General features: G+C 72.0%; 4 protein-coding genes and 1 pseudogene. All 5 read right to left on the bottom strand.

Annotation, left to right across the window (positions count from 1 at the left end; genetic code table 11):
* A pseudogene (locus tag ACFE86_RS22335) lies at positions 1–113 on the bottom strand (acyl-CoA thioesterase); the annotation flags it as partial.
* Between the two features lie 53 nt (positions 114–166).
* Positions 167–295, bottom strand: coding sequence for a hypothetical protein (locus tag ACFE86_RS22340; protein WP_375457503.1), 129 nt, complete (start codon positions 293–295; stop codon positions 167–169).
* Positions 296–456: 161 nt separating this feature from the next.
* The gene (locus tag ACFE86_RS22345) at positions 457–723 is read right to left on the bottom strand and encodes a hypothetical protein (RefSeq protein WP_375457500.1); all 267 of its coding nucleotides are present in this window, start codon (positions 721–723) and stop codon (positions 457–459) included.
* A gap of 97 nt (positions 724–820) precedes the next feature.
* Positions 821–1,006: a YegP family protein gene (locus tag ACFE86_RS22350; protein ID WP_375457501.1), complete on the bottom strand. Its 186-nt coding sequence runs from the start codon at positions 1,004–1,006 to the stop codon at positions 821–823.
* Between the two features lie 285 nt (positions 1,007–1,291).
* The coding region (locus ACFE86_RS22355; RefSeq protein ID WP_375457502.1) for a DEAD/DEAH box helicase at positions 1,292–2,662 on the bottom strand (1,371 nt) is incomplete at its 5' end.

A 2,662-nucleotide genomic window follows, 5' to 3' on the forward strand; every position in this document is an offset into this window, starting at 1 on the left:
ACCCAGCCGCCGAAGATGTCGCCGTTGGCGTTGGTGTCGGCCGGCATCGCGATGGTGCGGACCGTGAGGTCGCCCTGCGGTTCCTCGGCGCCTGCCCCCTCCATGGCATTCATTCCCTTCGCTCGGAAGCGCGGATTATGCCCGTTTGCCGCCGGGTCGGAAGGGGTCAGGGCATCACGCCGGCGAGCTTGAGGCCGGCTGCCAGGAATACGGCGGCGGCACACATGAGGCAATCGAGGGGAATCGATCGCCAGAGCCCGCGCGCGCGCACCTCGCGCATCGCGCTGTCGTCCATAGGGCATTCCTCCCGGGCGGACCGGTCTGATGCCGGCCGTCCCGAAGCGACGAGCCTACAGCAGATCGCGCCGAAAGGCAGCAGGCCCGCCGACGCCACGAAAAACCCGGCGGCCCGCGCGGGCCACCGGGTTCAGGGGCGCGTGCCGGGGCCTCCGGCGGTCAGTAGAAGAGCCGGCGCGGACCATAGAAGGGACGGCCGTAATAGGGGCGGCGATAGTACGGACGCGGGCCGCCGTAGAAGCGGCGGCCGTAATAGGGGCGCGGCCCGAACCGGCGGCGGTAGTAGTACTGGGCCTTCTCGGCGACCGCGGGCGCGGCCTCGGTCTGCAGGGCGAGGCCGGGGCCGACCGGGGCGGCGGACGCGCCCTGCGGCGCGGCGGCGGCGAAGCCCAGCACCAGCAGGGCGGCGAGCAGGAATTTCCTCATCGCGAATCTCAACTCCTTCGTGGACGGAAGACGTTCGAGCGGGGACGATGCCCGAGCCGGAGAAACGCACGAGCGGCACAAAGCGTTTCGTCCGGCGTCAGGCGATCTGCGCGGTCATGTCGACGACCTTGGCGGTGGCGCTCTGGCGCACCAGGTCGATCCCGTGCTCGCAATCCTCGCGGCGGGCGTAGCCTTCGCCGGAATCCGCGAGGATGTTGCCGTTCTGCGCCCGCAGGCGCCAGCGCCAGTGGCCCGGCGCATCGCGGTAGAGTTCGAATCGCATGGACAGGGGCTCCCGCTGGCGGCGTCTTGCGCGACGACGGTCGCGCTTGGCGCGTCCCTGGCGAGATGGGGCGCCCGGCGGCGCCCGGCAATGCACGGACGCCGCGGGAGCGCGCAGGAAAAAGGCCGCCCCAATGATCCGGGGCGGCCCTGTTCGAGCGGTTCGTGCGGGGCTCGCGTGCGTTACGAGCGTTTTCCATGATCCCAGAATCACGGAAAATGCTCTATCTCTTTGTGGGACCGCGTTTTTTCACGCGAGCCGGCATCCACCTCGCTGGAAAATGCTCTAGCGCGGGCTGCGGTCGAGCCAGCCTATGGCGCGGCCCTCGCCGGCGCCGCTGTGCGGGCGGTTGCCGGCGGGCTGGCGCGGACGATCACCGGCGGCGCGCTCGGGACGCGGGCCGGCGCTCGGGCGTTCGCCCTGCGGACGGGCGTTGCGGGTGTCCGGCTGGCGGCCACCTTCGGGGCGGCCTGGACCGCGACCGGGCTCGGCCGAGCGGTTGCCGCCGAAGGGGCGGCCCTGACCGGGACGCCCGCCGGGACGCTGGCCCGGACGGCCGCCGCCGGGGCGCTGGCCGCGGGTATCGGGCCGGCGCTCCTCGGCCTGGGCGATCTCGGCCGCCTCCTGGCGCGACGGCGGCGCGAAGCCGTCGGGGAAGGGCGCGACGGGGATGCGCTGGCGGGTGATGCGCTCGATGTCGCGCAGGTACGCCTTCTCCTCGTCGTTGCAGAACGAGATCGCGAGCCCGTCGGCGCCGGCGCGCGCGGTGCGGCCGATGCGGTGGACGTAGCTCTCGGGCACGTTCGGCAGGTCGAAGTTGACGACGTGGCTCACCGCCTCGACGTCGATGCCGCGCGCCGCGATGTCGGTGGCGACGAGCACCCGGCAGGCGCCGTCCTTGAAGGCGGCCAGCGCGCGCTCGCGCTGCGGCTGCGACTTGTTGCCGTGGATGGCGGACGCCGCGATGCCGACCTTCTCCAGCCCGCGCACGACGCGGTCGGCGCCGTGCTTGGTCCGGGTAAAGACGAGCACGCGCTCGATCTTCGGCTCGCGCAGGATGTGGGCCAAGAGCGCCTGCTTGGCGCCCGTGTGGGCGAAGATCACCTGCTGCTCGACGCGCTCGGCGGTGGTGGCCACCGGCGTGACGGCGACCTGGACCGGATCGCGCAGGTACTGATCGGCCAAGCCGGCGATGTTCTTCGGCATGGTGGCGGAGAAGAACAGGCTCTGGCGCTTGACCGGCAGCATCCGCACGATGCGCTTCAAGGCGTGGATGAAGCCGAGGTCGAGCATCTGGTCGGCCTCGTCGAGGACGAGGATCTCGACGCCCTCCAGCGTGAGCGAGCGGCGCTCGATCAGGTCGATCAGCCGGCCGGGGGTGGCGACGAGGATGTCGACGCCCGGCGCCAGCGCCCGCTCCTGGCGGCCGATGGTGACGCCGCCGAACACCACCGTGTTGGTCAGCGGCAGGTGGCGCCCGTAATCCGAGAAGCTCTCGGCGATCTGGTTGGCGAGTTCGCGGGTCGGCGAGAGCACGAGCACGCGGCAGCCGCGGCGCGGGGCGTGGCGCTTCTCGAGGCTGAGGCGATGCAGGATCGGCAGCGCGAAGGCCGCGGTCTTGCCGGTGCCGGTCTGGGCGATGCCGCAGAGGTCGCG

The organism is uncultured Methylobacterium sp. (assembly GCF_964244095.1).
Classification (GTDB): Bacteria; Pseudomonadota; Alphaproteobacteria; order Rhizobiales; family Beijerinckiaceae; genus Methylobacterium.

Bases quoted from the DNA above. Each gene is read 5' to 3' on its own strand.
- ACFE86_RS22350 (WP_375457501.1), bottom strand. From the start codon at position 1,006: ATGCGATTCGAACTCTACCGCGATGCGCCGGGCCACTGGCGCTGGCGC.
- ACFE86_RS22345 (WP_375457500.1), bottom strand. From the start codon at position 723: ATGAGGAAATTCCTGCTCGCCGCCCTGCTGGTGCTGGGCTTCGCCGCC.
- ACFE86_RS22340 (WP_375457503.1), bottom strand. From the start codon at position 295: ATGGACGACAGCGCGATGCGCGAGGTGCGCGCGCGCGGGCTCTGGCGA.